General features: G+C 71.7%; 11 protein-coding genes and 1 pseudogene. 3 read left to right on the plus strand and 9 right to left on the minus strand.

Going from position 1 to position 15,355, the window contains the following annotated elements:
- Nucleotides 1-89: 89 nt before the first annotated feature.
- Together ABZX30_RS23340 and ABZX30_RS23345 are read right to left on the minus strand one after the other, a co-directional pair.
- Nucleotides 90-1,430, minus strand: coding sequence for an MFS transporter (locus ABZX30_RS23340; RefSeq protein WP_355936379.1), 1,341 nt, complete (start codon nt 1,428-1,430; stop codon nt 90-92).
- A gap of 189 nt (nt 1,431-1,619) precedes the next feature.
- Nucleotides 1,620-2,285, minus strand: coding sequence for a TetR/AcrR family transcriptional regulator (locus ABZX30_RS23345; protein ID WP_355936382.1), 666 nt, complete (start codon nt 2,283-2,285; stop codon nt 1,620-1,622).
- Between the two features lie 184 nt (nt 2,286-2,469).
- On the opposite strand from ABZX30_RS23345, the gene ABZX30_RS23350 reads away from it, so the two are divergent.
- A complete protein-coding gene (locus ABZX30_RS23350) occupies nt 2,470-3,348 on the plus strand; it encodes a shikimate dehydrogenase (protein WP_355936385.1) in 879 nt (292 codons plus the stop codon).
- Nucleotides 3,349-3,422: 74 nt separating this feature from the next.
- Nucleotides 3,423-5,213 (plus strand): TIM barrel protein, encoded by a 1,791-nt coding sequence (locus tag ABZX30_RS23355; protein WP_355936387.1) that lies wholly within the window; start codon nt 3,423-3,425, stop codon nt 5,211-5,213.
- Here the strand turns inward: ABZX30_RS23355 and ABZX30_RS23360 are convergent.
- The 7 genes and pseudogenes from ABZX30_RS23360 to tkt form a co-directional block, all read right to left on the minus strand.
- Nucleotides 5,210-5,803 carry a histidine phosphatase family protein gene (locus ABZX30_RS23360; RefSeq protein ID WP_355936390.1) on the minus strand — a complete coding sequence of 198 codons (594 nt, stop codon included), beginning with the start codon at nt 5,801-5,803 and terminating at the stop codon, nt 5,210-5,212. The two genes, ABZX30_RS23355 and ABZX30_RS23360, sit on opposite strands and share 4 nt — an antisense overlap.
- Nucleotides 5,804-5,809: 6 nt before the next feature.
- On the minus strand, nt 5,810-6,850 hold the full coding sequence (gene gnd / locus ABZX30_RS23365; protein WP_355936393.1) for a phosphogluconate dehydrogenase (NAD(+)-dependent, decarboxylating): 1,041 nt from the start codon (nt 6,848-6,850) through the stop codon (nt 5,810-5,812).
- Nucleotides 6,742-8,367 (minus strand): annotated as a pseudogene (gene pgi, locus ABZX30_RS23370) (glucose-6-phosphate isomerase); the annotation flags it as partial. The gene gnd and the pseudogene pgi, both read right to left, overlap by 109 nt.
- Nucleotides 8,360-9,295 carry a glucose-6-phosphate dehydrogenase assembly protein OpcA gene (opcA, locus tag ABZX30_RS23375; RefSeq protein WP_355936396.1) on the minus strand — a complete coding sequence of 312 codons (936 nt, stop codon included), beginning with the start codon at nt 9,293-9,295 and terminating at the stop codon, nt 8,360-8,362. The gene opcA and the pseudogene pgi, both read right to left, overlap by 8 nt.
- Nucleotides 9,292-10,878 (minus strand): glucose-6-phosphate dehydrogenase, encoded by a 1,587-nt coding sequence (gene zwf, locus ABZX30_RS23380; RefSeq protein ID WP_355936398.1) that lies wholly within the window; start codon nt 10,876-10,878, stop codon nt 9,292-9,294. The genes opcA and zwf overlap by 4 nt, the downstream gene beginning before the upstream one ends.
- A complete protein-coding gene (gene tal, locus ABZX30_RS23385; protein ID WP_355936401.1) occupies nt 10,878-12,020 on the minus strand; it encodes a transaldolase in 1,143 nt (380 codons plus the stop codon). The genes zwf and tal overlap by 1 nt, the downstream gene beginning before the upstream one ends.
- A 19-nt stretch (nt 12,021-12,039) precedes the next feature.
- Complete coding sequence (gene tkt, locus ABZX30_RS23390; protein ID WP_355936403.1) at nt 12,040-14,115, minus strand: transketolase; 2,076 nt, start codon at nt 14,113-14,115, stop codon at nt 12,040-12,042.
- Between the two features lie 213 nt (nt 14,116-14,328).
- Between tkt and ABZX30_RS23395 the strand changes: the two genes are divergently transcribed.
- Nucleotides 14,329-15,246, plus strand: a complete 918-nt coding sequence (locus ABZX30_RS23395; protein WP_355936405.1) for an AraC family transcriptional regulator — start codon at nt 14,329-14,331, stop codon at nt 15,244-15,246.
- Nucleotides 15,247-15,355 lie beyond the last annotated feature (109 nt).

A 15,355-nucleotide genomic window follows, 5' to 3' on the forward strand; every position in this document is an offset into this window, starting at 1 on the left:
GCCTCGCCGGTGCGGATGATCTCCTCGGCGAAGGCGCTGTCGACGAGCACGGAGTCGCGCGGGGAGGGAGCCGGGGGAGGGGTGGTGGGTCAGGCCGACACCGTCTCCGGGTGCGAGGCCTCCTGCCCCGCCCGCTCGCCCAGCGCCGGCGTCGGAACCCGGTGGGTCTCCCGGGCCGAGAGGGCGGCGATCACCGGCGGAACGCACAGCGCTGCGGTGAACAGGGCGACCGCCGACCAGTCGTCGCCGCCGGGGCCCGCGACCTGTGCGGCGAAGGTGACCGCGAAGCCGGCGATCGCGAAGCCGATCTGCGTGCCGATCGCCATGCCGGACAGCCGGACCCGGGTGGAGAACATCTCCCCGTAGAAGGCGGGCCACACGCCGTTGGCGGCGCTGTAGACCACGCCGAAGGCGAGGATGCCGGTCACCAGGGTCAGCGGGTAGGAGCCGGCCGAGATCGCCCACAGGTACAGGAACATCGTCACCGCGCTGCCGGCCGCGCCGGCCAGGAACACGGGGCGGCGGCCGATCCGGTCGGAGAGGGTCGCCCACAGCGGGATCGCGGCCAGGGCGACCAGGTTGGCGAGAGCCCCCACCCACAGCATCGAGGACCGGGACATGCCGACCGAGTCGCTGGTGGCGTAGGCCAGCGACCACACCGTGAAGATCGTGCTCACCGAGGCGATGAGGGCGCCGGCGATCACCCGCAGCACGTCCCGCCAGTGTTCGCGCATCAGCACCAGCAGCGGCAGCCGTACGACGCCCGCGGTCGCCGCCTCCCGGGTGAAGGCCGGGGTCTCCTCGAGCCGGCGCCGGATCAGGTAGCCGGCGACGGCGACGGCGGCGCTCAGCCAGAACGGCACCCGCCAGCCCCAGGACAGCAACTGGTCGTCGGGCAGTTGGGCGACGAGGAGGAATACGAGGGTGGCGATCAGCTGACCGCCCTGGGTGCCGCTGAGGGTGAAGCTGGTGAAGAAGCCGCGCCGGCGTTCCGGCGCGTGTTCCAGGCTCATGGAGCTCGCGCTGGCCTGCTCTCCCGCCGCCGAGATGCCCTGCAGGACCCGGCACAGCACCAGCAGCACCGGAGCGAGGGAGCCGACCTGGTCGCGGGTGGGCAGACAGCCGATGAGGAACGTCGACAGACCCATCAGGATCAGCGTGAACACCATGATCGTCCTGCGGCCCAGCCGGTCGCCGACGTGCCCGAGGAAGAGCGCGCCGACGGGGCGGGCGGCGTAGGCGACGCCGAAGGTGGCCAGCGACAGCAGGGTCGCGGTGGCGGGGTCGGAGGCGTCGAAGAACACCTTCGGGAAGATCAGCGCGGCCGCGCTGCCGTAGAGGAAGAAGTCGTAGTACTCCAGGGCGCTGCCGATCCAGGCGGCAGCGGCCGCCTTCTTCGGTTGCCCGGCGGCTTCGGCGGGGACGGACACGGCGTGCTCCTTCGGGGGGACTCCACCGTAGGCGGAGTGAGCGGGGAAGAGAACCGGTGGGGACGGTGGGGACGGTGGGGACGTGAAGGTGCCGGATCGCGGCTAATTAACCCACTGGGTAGTTAGTCTCGGTGGGTAGGGATGTTGCGTCGCCGTTTCCCGGGTGTCAAGGGGTGCGGCAGTGCGGGCTCAGCCGGCCGCGCGCTCCGCCGTCAGGTAGGCGATCACCATGTCGCCGAGCATGGCGCGGTAGTGCTCACGCTGCGCGGGGTCCACCAGGTCCCGCCCGAACAGGGCGCCGAAGGTGTGCCGGTTGGCCACCCGGAAGAAGCAGAACGAGCTGATCATCGCGTGCAGGTCGATCGCGTCGACGTCGGCCGTGAACAGGCCGGACTCCTGGCCGGAGGCGAGGATGCGGCGGATCACGTCGAGGGCGGGCGAACCGATCTTCCCGAGCTTCTCGGAGGCGGCGATGTGCTCGGCGCCGTGGATGTTCTCGATGCTGACCAGGCGGATGAAGTCGGGATGCCGCTCGTGGTGGTCGAAGGTGAGTTCGGCCAGGCGCCGGATGGCCGCGACCGGGTCCAGGTGTTCGACGTCGAGTTCCTGCTCGGCGTCGCGGATCACGCCGTATGCCCGCTCCAGGACGGCCGTGAAGAGCTGTTCCTTGCCGCCGAAGTAGTAGTAGATCATCCGCTTGGTGGTGCGGGTGCGGGCGGCGATCTCGTCGACGCGGGCGCCGTCGTAGCCGGCCCGGGCGAACTCCTGGGTGGCCACGTCGAGGATCTCGGCCCTGGTGCGGGCGGCGTCGCGGATGCGCCCGTGGTCGCGTGCCGGTTCGTCGACGGTGGTCATCGGATTCCTTCGGACGGTAGGGCCAGTGCCCGTGATTGTAGAAGCAGCCGCCCGGATCGCCCGCGGGATGTTCCGCACCGGCTCTTTCGGCACCGGGGTGCGCTCCGCCGGGCCTTCCCGGGGGCCTGTCGACCTGATATAGCTAACGTACTGGTTCGTACATTGGACAGCTCAGGAGGTCTGCGTGGCCAGGGACTCGTATCTCGTCGGGCTCGTCGGTGCGGGCATCGGCCCCTCGCTCAGCCCGGCCCTGCACGAGCGGGAGGCCGACCGGCAGGGGCTGCGCTACGTCTACCGGCTCATCGACATCGACACGCTCGGCGTCGGCCCCGAGGCGGTGGGCGACCTCGTCCGGGCCGCCCGCGACCTGGGCTTCGACGGACTGAACATCACCCACCCGTGCAAGCAGCTCGTCCTGGAGCACCTCGACGCGCTCAGCCCGCAGGCCGAGGCGCTCGGCGCGGTGAACACCGTCGTGTTCGGGGCGGACGGCAGGGCCACGGGCCACAACACGGACGTCACCGGTTTCGCGGCGTCCTTCGCACGCGGTCTGCCGGACGCGCCGCTGGAGCGGGTGGTGCAGCTCGGCGCGGGCGGCGCGGGCGCGGCCGTCGCGCACGCCACGCTCACCCTGGGGGCGGGACTGGTCACCGTCGTCGACGCGCTGCCGGAACGGGCCACCGCGCTCGCCGCCGCCCTGAACGGGCACTTCGGCGCGGGCCGGGCGACCGCCGCGGCCCCCGGGGAACTGCCCGGCCTGCTGGCGCGGGCCGACGGCATCGTCCACGCCACCCCCACCGGCATGGCCGCCCACCCCGGCCTGCCCTTCCCGGCGGAGCTGCTGCACCCCGGCCTGTGGGTCGCCGAGGTCGTCTACCGCCCGCTGCGCACCGAACTGCTGCACACGGCCCGGGCGGCGGGCTGCGCCGTCCTCGACGGCGGCGGCATGGCGGTCTTCCAGGCGGCGGACGCGTTCCGGCTGTTCACGGGGCGGGAACCCGACAGCGCCCGGATGCTCGACGACTTCGCCGAACTGGCGGGCGCCGTCGCCAGCCCCCGGTAGACACCGGCAGAGACCGGCAGAGACCGGCAAAGACCGGCAAAGACCGGCAGAGACCGGTAGAGAGAGGTACCGACGTGCGTACGTCCATCGCCACCGTCTCCCTCAGCGGATCCCTCACCGAGAAACTCACCGCCGCCTCGCGAGCGGGCTTCGACGGGGTGGAGATCTTCGAGAACGACCTGCTCGCCAGCCCCCTCACCCCCGAGGAGATCCGCGCCCGCTGCGCCGACCTCGGCCTGAGCATCGACCTGTACCAGCCGATGCGCGACATCGAGGCCGTGCCCGCCGACGAGTTCGCCCGCAACCTGCGCCGTGCCCGGCACAAGTTCGAGCTGATGCGCAGGCTGGGCGCGGACACCGTCCTGGTGTGCTCCAGCGTCTCCCCGGCCGCCGGTGACGACGACGCGCTGGCTGCCGCACAGCTGAGCGAACTCGCCCACCTGGCGCAGGACTTCGGCATCCGCGTCGCCTACGAGGCGCTCGCCTGGGGCCGGCACGTGAACACCTACGACCACGCCTGGCGGATCGTCGAGGCGGCCGGTCACCCGTCCCTGGGCACCTGCCTGGACAGCTTCCACATCCTCTCCCGGGGCAGCGATCCCAAGGGCATCGAGGACATCCCCGGCGAGAAGATCTTCTTCCTGCAGCTCGCGGACGCCCCCCGGCTCGCCATGGACGTGCTCCAGTGGAGCCGCCACCACCGCTGCTTCCCCGGGCAGGGCGGCTTCGACGTCGCCGGGCTGCTCGGGCACGTGCTGCGCACCGGCTACGACGGTCCGCTGTCGCTGGAGGTGTTCAACGACGTCTTCCGGCAGGCCGAGGCGGGCCCGACGGCCGTGGACGCCCAGCGTTCGCTGCGGATGCTGCAGGAGGCGGCCGGGGTGGCGCGGCCGCCCGCGCCGGTGGTGCCGACGGGCGTCGCCTTCACCGAACTGCTCACCCCGGACGCCGAACCGGTCGAGGCGGTCCTGGACGCGCTGGGCTTCGCCCGTACGGCCCGGCACCGCGGCAAGCCGGTGGACCTGTGGGAACAGGGGCGGGCCCGGATCCTGGTGAACACCGGCGCGGCCGGCCGGCGGGACGGCACTGCCCTCGCCGCGGTCGGCCTGGAGTCACCCGATCCGGCGGGCGCCGCCCGGCGCGCCGAGGCTCTCCTGGCCCCGGTGCTGCCCCGCCGCCGCGCTCCCGGGGACGCCCCGCTCGAGGCGGTGGCGGCCCCCGACGGCACGGAACTGTTCTTCTGCGCCACGAACCGTCCCCCACTGCCCGACTGGCGGGCCGACTTCGCGGACGTGCCGCACACCGCGCCGGCCGGCCGGGCCACCGGCGTCACCCGCATCGACCACCTGGCCCTCACCCAGCCCTGGCACCACTTCGACGAGGCCGCTCTCTTCCACCGCGGCGTGCTCGGCCTGGACGCCCGGGAGAGCGTCGACGTCGCCGATCCCTACGGCCTGCTGCGCAGCCGCGCCGTCACCAACGCCGACGGCAGTGTCCGTATCGCCCTCACCGTGGGCGCGGCCCCCACCGAGGACGGCGCGCACGCCCAGCACATCGCCCTGGCCACCGACGACGTGGTGACGGCCGCCCGCCGCTTCCGCGCGGCCGGCGGCCGTCTGCTGACCATCCCCGCCAACTACTACGACGACCTGGCCGCCCGGTACGGCCTCGACGAAGCGGAGCTGCGGACGTACCGCGAGCTCGGCATCCTCTACGACCGGGACGCGGGCGGCGCCTTCCGGCACTGCTACACCGCCACCGTCGGCCGGGTCTTCTTCGAACTGGTCCAGCGCGACCCCGGCTACCACGGCTACGGCGCCCCGAACGCGCCGGTACGCCTCGCGGCGCAGCACGCCCGGCGCTAGGGTCTGGTGTTCCACTCCGCGATCACCGGCCGGCCGTGTTCCGTCGACAGGCGGCTGAGGGTGCCGGTGGCCAGCTGGAAGAGGCGGCCGTCGGCGGGCGGCAGACCCAGCCGGCGGGCGGTCAGGACGCGCAGGAAGTGGCCGTGGGCGACGAGGACCACGTCGCCCCCGTCGCCGGACAGGGCCGCCGCCAGGCGGGACAGCACCCGGTCGGCGCGCCGGCCGGCCTCGGTGGGTGACTCGCCGGGGTGCCCCTCGGGGCCGGGCGGCACGCCGTCCGTCCACAGGTCCCAGTGGGGGCGGGTGCGGTGGATGTCGGCGGTGGTGATGCCCTCGTAGCCACCGTAGTCCCATTCGCGCAGGTCCGGGTCCGGAACGGCCCCGTGGAGGCCCGCGAGTTCCGCGGTGCGGACCGCGCGGCCGAGCGGGCTGGTGAGCGTCAGTGCGCAGGTCCGGCCGGTGAGGAGTGGAGCGAGCGACTTGGCCTGCTCCTCGCCGTGCTGGGTGAGGGGCAGGTCGGTCCAGCTGGTGTGCTGTCCCGACCGGCTCCACTCCGTCTCACCGTGGCGGACCAGCAGGAGGTCCCCCACGGCCGGTCAGTCCTTCGCCGACTCGACGGCGTGCCCGCCGAACTGGTTGCGCAGCGCGGCGACCATCTTCATCTGCGGGGAGTCCTCCTGGCGGGAGGCGAACCGCGCGAAGAGGGAGGCGGTGATCGCGGGCAGCGGCACCGCGTTGTCGATGGCGGCCTCGACGGTCCAGCGGCCCTCGCCGGAGTCCTCCGCGTAGCCGCGCAGCTTCTCGAGGTGCTCGTCGTCGTCGAGGGCGTTGACCGCGAGATCGAGCAGCCAGGAGCGGATGACGGTGCCCTCCTGCCAGGAGCGGAACACCTCGCGGACGTTGTCCACCGACTTGACCTTCTCCAGGAGTTCCCAGCCCTCGGCGTAGGCCTGCATCATGGCGTACTCGATGCCGTTGTGGACCATCTTGGAGAAGTGCCCGGCGCCGACCCTGCCCGCGTGGACGTAGCCGTACGGGCCCTCCGGCTTGAGCGCCTCGAAGACCGGCTCCAGGCGCCGGACGTGCTCCTTGTCGCCGCCGACCATCAGGGCGTAGCCGTTCTCCAGGCCCCACACGCCGCCGGAGACGCCGGCGTCGACGAAGCCGATGCCCTTGACGCCGAGTTGCGCGGCGTGCTTCTCGTCGTCGGTCCAGCGGGAGTTGCCGCCGTCGACGACCGTGTCGCCCTCGGACAGCAGCTCCGCCAGCTCGTCGATGACGGACTGGGTGGCGCGGCCGGCCGGGACCATCACCCAGACGGTCCGGGGGGCGTCGAGCTTCTCGACCAGCTCGGCGAGGTCCTTGACGTCGGAGAGCTCGGGGTTGCGGTCGTAGCCTATGACGGTGTGGCCCGCGCGGCGGATCCGCTCGCGCATGTTGCCGCCCATCTTGCCGAGGCCGATGAGACCCAACTGCATGGCTGTCATGTCAGCTTCACTTCTTTCTAGGCGTTCTTGAGCGAGCGGTACGCGGCCACCAGGGCGCGGGTGGACGGGTCCAGGCCGGGCACGTCCGCGCCCTCGGTGAGGGCGGGTTCGACGCGCTTGGCGAGGACCTTGCCCAGTTCCACGCCCCACTGGTCGAAGGAGTCGATGTTCCACACCGCGCCCTGCACGAACACCTTGTGCTCGTAGAGCGCGACGAGCTGGCCGAGGACCGAAGGGGTCAGCTCGGTGGCGAGGATCGTCGTGGTGGGGTGGTTGCCCCGGAAGGTGCGGTGCGGCACCTGCTCCTCGGGCACGCCCTCGGCGCGGACCTCCTCGGCGGTCTTGCCGAAGGCGAGGGCCTGGGTCTGGGCGAAGAAGTTGGCCATCAGCAGGTCGTGCTGGGCGGCCAGTTCCCCGCTCAGCTCGGCCACCGGCCGGGCGAAGCCGACGAAGTCGGCCGGCACCAGCTTCGTACCCTGGTGGATGAGCTGGTAGTAGGCGTGCTGCCCGTTGGTGCCCGGCGTCCCCCACACCACGGGACCGGTCTGCCACTCGACCGGGCGGCCCTGGCGGTCCACCGACTTGCCGTTGGACTCCATGTCCAGCTGCTGCAGATAGGCGGTGAACTTCGACAGGTACTGGCTGTAGGGCAGCACCGCGTGCGACTGGGCGTCGAAGAAGTTGTTGTACCAGATGCCCAGCAGGCCCAGGATGAGCGGCGCGTTGGCCTCGGCGGGCGCGGTGCGGAAGTGCTCGTCGACGATCCGGAAACCGTCCAGCATCTGACGGAAGCGGTCCGGGCCGATGGCGATCATCAGGGACAGACCGATGGCCGAGTCGTACGAGTAGCGGCCGCCTACCCAGTCCCAGAACGCGAACATGTTGTCCGGGTCGATGCCGAACTCGCCGACCTTCTCGGCGTTCGTCGACAGGGCGACGAAGTGCCGGGCGACCGCCTTCTCGTCCCCGCCGAAGGCCTTCAGCAGCCAGGATCGGGCCGAGGTGGCGTTCGTGATCGTCTCGATCGTGGTGAAGGTCTTCGACGCCACGATGAACAGCGTCTCGGCCGGATCCAGGTCACGGGTCGCCTCGTGCAGGTCCGCGCCGTCCACGTTCGACACGAACCGGAACGTCAACTCCCTCGCCGCGTACGGCCGCAGAGCCTCGTACGCCATCGCCGGGCCCAGGTCGGAGCCGCCGATGCCGATGTTGACGACGGTGCGGATCCGCCGGCCCGTGTGGCCGGTCCATTCACCGGAGCGGACCCGCTCGGCGAACGCGGCCATCTTGTCCAGCACGGCGTGCACCTCGGGGACGACGTTCTCCCCGCCGGCCTCGACCGCCGCGCCGCGCGGGGCGCGCAGCGCGGTGTGCAGCACGGCCCGGTTCTCGGTGACGTTGATCCGCTCGCCGCGGAACATCGCGTCCCGCAGGCCGGACACGTCGGTGGCGGTGGCCAGTTCCTGCAGCAGCGCGAGGGTCTCGTCGGTGACCAGGTGCTTGGAGTAGTCGATGCGCAGGTCGCCGACGGTGACGACGTACCGCTCGGCGCGCGCGGGGTCCGCGGCGAACAGCTCCCTCAGGCTCGGGTGCGGCCACGCGTCGGCGCGGTGGTCCTGCAGGGCCGCCCACTCGGGCCGCCGGGTGAGGTTCGGGACGTCAGACATGGGCGGGGATCTCCTTGGCGCCGTCGCCGCGCAGGGCGATGGCGTACATCTCGTCGGCGTCGAGGCGGCGCAGTTCCTCGGCGATGAGCTCGGACATGGACCGCACCTTCAGCGCGAGGGTGCGCGGCGGCTGGCCCGGGAGGGTCAGCGTGGCCAGCGGGCCCTCGGGACGGTCGATGACGATCTCGCCGTTGCGGGTGCCCAGCCGGACGGCCGTGACCACCGGCCCGGCGGTGACGACCCGGTCGACGCTCACCTTCAGCCGCGCCTCGAGCCAGCGGGCGAGCAGTTCGGCGGCCGGGTTGTCGGCCTCGGCCTCCACGGCCGCGGAGGTCACCTCGGTGCGGGCCTGGTCCAGGGCGGCGGCCAGCATCGACCGCCAGGGGGTGAGCCGGGTCCAGGCGAGGTCGGTGTCGCCGGGCGCGTAGGAGCGCATGCGGTCCTGGAGGACCTTCAGGGGGTTCTCCACGGCGTACAGGTCGGTGATCCTGCGCTGCGCGAGCGCGCCCAGCGGGTCCTTCGCGGGGTTCTCCGGCGCCTCCACCGGCCACCACACGACCACCGGCGCGTCCGGCAGCAGCAGCGGCAGGACGACCGAGTCGGCGTGCTGGGACACCTCGCCGTAGGTGCGCAGCACGACCGTCTCGCCGGTGCCGGCCTCGGACCCGACCCGGACCTCGGCGTCCAGCCGGGAGCGCGTGCGCTCGCGCGGGGTGCGGGCGTGCCGCTTGATGACGACCAGGGTGCGCGAGGGGTGCTCGTGCGAGGCCTCCTCGGCGGCCTTGATCGCGTCGTAGGCGTTCTCCTCGTCCGTGACGATCACCATCGTCAGGACCATGCCCACAGCAGGGGTTCCGATGGCGCGGCGGCCCTGCACCAACGCCTTGTTGATCTTGCTTGCCGTGGTGTCGGTCAGGTCGATCTTCATGGCCTGCGCCAGCTCCGTCCGTCTCGTGCGAGCATCTCGTCTGCTTCCTCCGGGCCCCAGGTGCCCGCCGGGTACTGGGCCGGCCTGCCGTGCGCCGCCCAGTACTCCTCGACGGGGTCGAGGATCTTCCAGGACTCTTCCACTTCCTGGTGACGGGGGAACAGGTTGGCGTCGCCCAGCAGCACGTCCAGGATGAGCCGCTCGTACGCCTCCGGACTGGACTCGGTGAACGACTCGCCGTACGCGAAGTCCATCGACACGTCCCGGATCTCCATCGAGGTGCCGGGCACCTTGGAGCCGAACCGGACGGTCATGCCCTCGTCCGGCTGGACGCGGATGACGACGGCGTTCTGCCCGAGCTCCTCGGTGGCCGTGGAGTCGAACGGGGAGTGCGGGGCCCGCTTGAACACCACCGCGATCTCGGTGACCCGGCGGCCCAGCCGCTTGCCGGTGCGCAGGTAGAAGGGGACGCCCGCCCAGCGGCGGTTGTCGACCTCCAGCTTGACCGCCGCGTAGGTGTCGGTCTTGGACCGCGGGTCGATGCCCTCCTCCTGGAGGTATCCGGGCACCTTCGCGCCGCCCTGCCAGCCCTGCGCGTACTGCCCGCGGACGGTGCTCGCGCCCAGGTCCTTCGGCAGCCGCACCGACTTGAGCACCTTCAGCTTCTCGGTCAGCAGCGCCTCGGCGTCGAAGGCGATGGGCTCCTCCATCGCGGTCAGCGCCATCAGCTGCAGCAGGTGGTTCTGGATGACGTCACGGGCCGCGCCGATGCCGTCGTAGTAGCCCGCCCGGCCGCCGATGCCTATGTCCTCGGCCATGGTGATCTGCACGTGGTCCACGTACGACCGGTTCCAGATCGGCTCGTACATCTGGTTGGCGAAGCGCAGCGCCAGGATGTTCTGGACGGTCTCCTTGCCGAGGTAGTGGTCGATCCGGAACACCTGGTCCGGATCGAACACGTCGTGCACGAGCGCGTTCAGCTCACGGGCGCTCGTCAGATCGCGCCCGAACGGCTTTTCGATGACCGCGCGCCGCCAGGCGCCCTGCGGGGGGCTGGCCAGGCCGTGCTTCTTCAGCTGCCGCACGACCTTGGGGAAGAACTTCGGCGGCACGGAGAGGTAGAAGGCGAAGTTGCCGCCGGTGCCCCGGGAGGCGTCCAGCTCCTCGACGGCTTGCCGCAGCTGTTTGAACGCGGTGTCGTCGTCGAAGTCGCCCGGGATGAACCGCATGCCCTCGGAGAGCTGCTGCCAGACCTCCTCGCGGAAGGGGGTGCGGGCGTGCTCACGGACGGCGTCGTGCACCACCTGCGCGAAGTCCTGGTCCTCCCAGTCGCGGCGGGCGAAACCCACCAGGGAGAAGCCCGGCGGCAGCAGACCCCGGTTGGCCAGGTCGTAGACGGCCGGCATCAGCTTCTTGCGGGACAGGTCACCGGTCACGCCGAAGATGACCAGGCCCGACGGGCCGGCGATGCGGGGCAGGCGGCGGTCGCGCGCGTCACGCAGGGGATTGGCCCAGTCGGCCGCCGGGACGACGGGCACCCGCACCGGCTCCGGTGCCGTGCCCTGGTCTTCATTCGTTGTCATCACGCGTCAACTCCCTTGCTGTCCAAGGACTTCGTGACCGCGTCCAGCAGGTCCTGCCAGGCCGCCCCGAACTTGGCGACGCCCTCGTCCTCGAGCTGCCCGACGACCTCCTGGTAGGAGATCCCGAGCCGCTCGACGGCCGCGAGGTCGGCGCGTGCCTGCGGGTACCCGCCGGTGACCGTGTCGCCGGTGACGGCTCCATGGTCGGCGACCGCGTTCAAGGTGGCCTCCGGCATGGTGTTGACCGTGCCGGGCGCTACCAGATCGTCCACATACAGCGTCTCCTTGTATGCGGGATCCTTCACACCGGTGGACGCCCACAGCGGACGCTGCTTGTTCGCCCCTTCCCCGGCCAGGGCGAGCCAGCGCTCGCCGGCGAAGACCTCCTGGTAGGCCTCGTAGGCCAGCCGCGCGTTGGCCAGCGCGGCCCGGCCCTTGAGCGCGAGGGCCTCGTCGGTGCCGAGGACCGTCAGCCGCTTGTCGACCTCGGTGTCGACGCGGGAGACGAAGAACGACGCCACCGAGTGGACGGCGGACAGGTCCAGGCCCTTCGCGCGGGCCTTCTCCAGACCGGCCAGGTAGGCGTCCATCACCTCGCGGTAGCGCTCCAGGGAGAAGATCAGCGTGACGTTGACGCTGATGCCCTGGCCGACCACCTCGGTGATGGCGGGCAGACCCGCCCGGGTCGCCGGGATCTTGATCATGACGTTCGGGCGGTCGACGAGCCAGGCCAGCTGGCGGGCCTCGGCGACGGTGGCCGCCGTGTCGTGGGCCAGTCGCGGGTCGACCTCGATGGAGACGCGGCCGTCGCGGCCGTCCGTCCTCTCGTATACAGGATGCAGGATGTCGGCGGCGGCCCGCACGTCGGCGGTCGTCAGCATGCGCACCGCCTCGTCGACCGTGACGCCCCGCACGGCCAGGTCCGCGAGCTGCTCCTCGTAGCCCGCGCCGGTGCCGATGGCGGCCTGGAAGATCGACGGGTTGGTGGTGACGCCGACGACGGTCCCGGCCTCGACGAGCCGGGCGAGGCTGCCGGACGCGATCCGCTGCCGGGACAGGTCGTCCAGCCAGATCGAGACGCCCTCGTCGGCGAGGCGTTCAAGTGCTCCCGCGGTCGCGGTCGCTTCGGTCACTGTGATCATCTTCCTTCGTGCGTTGGGATCAACCGCGGGCGGCCGCGAGAGATTCCCGGGCCTTGGCGGCGACGTTCTCGGCGGTGAAGCCGAACTCGGCGAACAGGGTCCCGGCGTCGGCGGAGGCGCCGAAGTGTTCGAGGGAGACGATGCGTCCGGCGTCCCCCACGAAGCGGTACCACGTCAGGCCGATGCCCGCCTCCACGGCGACGCGTGCCCGCACCTGGGGCGGCAGCACCCGGTCCCGGTACTCGCGCGGCTGCTCCTCGAACCACTCCACGGACGGCATCGACACCACCCGGGTACCGGTCCCCTCGGCTTCCAGCAGCTCACGGGCGGCCACCGCGAGCTGCACCTCGGAGCCGGTGGCGATCAGGACGACGTCCGGCGTCCCGGTGGAGGACTCCTCGAGGACGTAGCCGCCCCGCGCCGCGTCCGGGTTCGGCGCGTACGCCGGCACGCCCTGCCGGGTCAGCGCCAGGCCGTGCGGGGCCGGGTGGGTGGAGTGCCGGCGCAGGATCTCCGTCCAGGCGACGGCGGTCTCGTTGGCGTCGGCCGGACGTACGACGTTCAGTCCGGGGATGGCGCGCAGCGAGGCCAGGTGCTCGACCGGCTGGTGCGTGGGGCCGTCCTCGCCGAGGCCGATGGAGTCGTGCGTCCACACGTACGTCACTGGCAGTTGCATCAGCGCGGACATCCGGACGGCGTTGCGCATGTAGTCGGAGAACACCAGGAAGGTGCCGCCGTAGACGCGGGTGTTGCCGTGCAGGGCGATGCCGTTCATCTCCGCGGCCATCGAGAACTCGCGGATGCCGAAGTGGACCGTGCGGCCGTACGGGCTGGCCTCCGGCAGCGGGTTGCCCTCGGGCAGGAAGGAGCTCGCCTTGTCGATGGTGGTGTTGTTCGACCCGGCGAGGTCGGCGGAGCCGCCCCACAGCTCGGGGAGCACCGGTCCGAGGGCCTGCAGGACCTTGCCCGAGGCGGCGCGGGTCGCGACGGACCTGCCGGGTTCGAACACCGGCACGGCGTCCTCCCAGCCCTCCGGCAGCCGGCCCGCGACGACCCGGTCGAACAGCTCGGCGCGCTCCGGCCGGGCCTCGCGCCACTCGGCGATCCGCTTGTCCCAGGCGGCGTGCTCCTGTGCGCCCCGGTCGAGGGCCCGGCGGGTGTGGGCCAGGACGTCGTCCGCGACCGCGAAGGTCTTCTCCGGGTCGAAGCCGAGGACCCGCTTGGTCGCGGCCACCTCGTCGGCGCCGAGCGCCGAGCCGTGTGCGGCCTCGGTGTTCTGCGCGTTCGGGGCCGGCCAGGCGATGATCGTGCGCATCGCGATGATGGAGGGGCGCCCGGTCTCCGCCTGCGCGGCCCTGAGCGCCGCGTACAGCTCCGGCACGTCGATGTCGCCGTTGCGGGCCGGCTCGATCCGCTGGGTGTGCCAGCCGTACGCCTCGTACCGCTTCAGCACGTCCTCGGAGAACGCCGTGGCGGTGTCGCCCTCGATGGAGATGTGGTTGTCGTCGTAGAGGAGGACGAGGTTGCCGAGCTTTTGGTGTCCGGCCAGCGAGGAGGCCTCCGCCGAGACGCCCTCCTGCAGGTCGCCGTCGGAGACGATCGCCCAGACGGTGTGGTCGAAGGGGGAGGTGCTCTCGGGGGCGTCCGGGTCGAACAGGCCGCGCTCGTAACGGGCGGCCATCGCCATGCCGACGGCGTTGGCGACCCCCTGGCCGAGCGGGCCCGTGGTGGTCTCCACGCCGGCGGTGTGCCCGTACTCGGGGTGACCTGGCGTCTTCGAGCCGTGGGTGCGGAACGCCTTGAGATCGTCCATCTCCAGCTCGTACCCGGCGAGATGGAGCTGGGTGTAGAGGGTCAGCGAGGTGTGACCGGGGGACAGCACGAAGCGGTCGCGGCCCGCCCACTCCGGATCGGCCGGGTCATGACGCATCACCTTCTGAAACAGGGTGTACGCCGCCGGGGCCAGGCTCATCGCGGTGCCGGGGTGGCCGTTGCCCACCTTCTGCACGGCATCCGCCGCCAGCAGACGGGCGGTGTCGACGGCACGCCGGTCGAGTTCGGTCCATTCGAAGCTGTCCGGTGTCTGCGTGCTCATCTTCAAGAAATCCTCGATCCGAGCGGTCGGTTGGTCTGACGCGTTCAAACTTAAAAGTATGACTTTTCCGGGGGAAGGTCGGCGTGTGTCAGCCTGTGGTGAAACTGGGACACCCCCCCGGGGAGCGGGCACATCCCCGGGGCGATGGCGGCGACGCCGGGATCGCGCGGCACGGCGCGGCACCGCGCGCGACGAGGGCGGCACGAGAAGGACATGGCGGACACAACCAACCAAGGGCAGAAAGGCGGCGCCGACGGTGCCGGCGGCGTGGACGGGATCAGAACCTTCCCCTTCCCGGTCGAACTCAGCGTCTACGGCGTCGGCATGCAGATCGGCCCCATGGGCGACGGCCGCCCCTGGCACGCCGAGGCACCCCTGGGGCGGGTGCACCGCATCGACTTCCACGTCGTGATGCTCTTCACCGGCGGCCCCGTGCGCCACATGATCGACTTCACCGAGTACGAGGCCGGCGCCGGCGACCTGCTGTGGATCCGCCCGGGGCAGGTCCACCGCTTCTCCCGCACCAGCGAGTACCGCGGAACCGTCCTGACCATGCAGCCCGGCTTCCTGCCCCGCGCCACGGTGGAGGCCACCGGCCTGTACCGCTACGACCTGCCGCCCCTGCTCCACCCGGACGAACCCCGGCTGGCAGCCCTCGAGGCCTCCCTCGCCCAGCTGCGCCGCGAGTACGAGGACACCACGACGCTCCCGCCCGGCCCGCACGCCTCGGTACTGCGCCACTCCCTCACGGCGTTCCTGCTGCGCCTGTCCCATCTCGCGGCCGGCTCGGACCCGACGGCCCGGCAGCGGGCCGAGACGACGTTCACCCTCTTCCGCGACGCCGTGGAGAAGGACTTCGCCACCAACCACAGCGTCAGCGCCTACGCCGACGCCCTCGGCTACTCCCGCCGCACGCTGGTCCGCGCGGTCCGCGCCGCCACCGGCGAGACACCCAAGGGGTTCATCGACAAACGCGTCGTCCTGGAGGCCAAGCGTCTCCTCGCCCACACGGACCTGCCCATAGGCCGCGTCGGGGCGGCCGTGGGCTTCCCCGACGCGGCGAACTTCTCCAAGTTCTTCCACCTGCACACCGGGCAGACGCCTTTGGCGTTCCGGGCCGAGCTGGAGTGAGCGGTTCCGGGGCGGCCGAGAGGCTCTGCTGCACGCGGCCCGACCCGGAGCCGGGCCCACATGCCGGGAGGCCCTCTTGTCATGTCCCGACGCTGTGTATAGTCCCGCT

The sequence above is a fragment of the Streptomyces sp. NPDC004542 genome, from assembly GCF_040610035.1.
Lineage (GTDB): Bacteria > Actinomycetota > Actinomycetes > Streptomycetales > Streptomycetaceae > Streptomyces.